This window comes from Vibrio sp. 99K-1 (assembly GCF_013114585.1).
GTDB lineage: Bacteria > Pseudomonadota > Gammaproteobacteria > Enterobacterales > Vibrionaceae > Vibrio > Vibrio chagasii_B.
Genome location: NZ_VTXF01000069.1, coordinates 1 through 846 on the forward strand (window position 1 = coordinate 1; position 846 = coordinate 846).

Annotated in this window: 1 pseudogene; it reads right to left on the reverse strand. The window is 40.3% G+C overall.

Annotated elements, in window-relative coordinates:
* Window positions 1–785, reverse strand: a pseudogene (locus F0228_RS25635) (hypothetical protein); the annotation flags it as partial.
* Between the last annotated feature and the right edge of the window lie 61 nt (window positions 786–846).

Here is an 846-nt window from a genome sequence, read left to right on the forward strand (position 1 = left end):
GCATCATCAGAATAACGCGGATACAAGGTTGCCATTGTTTCTTCGACAGGTGAACGTCTTGAAGCTAATTGAGATAAAGTAACGGAACAATGATTGCTATTTAGTTGTCCCTCAGAGCAATACTTAACGACGGGCTTAGTCAAGGTTTTATGGCATGTACTACCAGCTTTTCTGTACCCACTAGGGCAATGACTTGTCCGTGAACTGTACAAACTCTTAGTCCGAATGACCTCATAGTCAACTCGACAAGCTTGAGTGCTACAGCCTCTATATTTCTGGCTACCAGCTTTATAAACCCAAGAGTCGGTATGGCTATAAGTCAAATCACTAAAACGGTATCGCTCAAGTATTTTTTTTCCTTTCCAGTAAATACTCGATGGTCCATTTGCGCCAATCGTGTATTTTGACATTTTACTTTTATCTATTGGCATGTAAGGTCCTGGATAAAATGGTTCAGCATAATCTTTCTCCGTAACGACGCGAAGACAAGACGCACTTTCCATTCGATAACCAGATGGACAGGAGTAGGTAACACTTTTAGAAAGGCTTTTCGTACAGCTTTGCTTGTTGGAACTCAGGTTATAACCACTATCACATTTAACCAAAACTGGTTTTGTGATTTTTTTTGTACAACTTAGTCCTTGTTTATCAAACCCTGAAGGGCAAGTATGGTAAACAAACTCCTCACCAAATGGATAAGGCGCATTATTGGAGGCCTGGACCACACCCGACTGCATTATTGAGAGCGTAAAAAGCCCTACCAAACTGCGTTTAGTATATTTCATTATTTTTCTTTTTTATGTGGAGATAAATAAGGTGGGAGTTAACCACCGCTGTTATTACTGG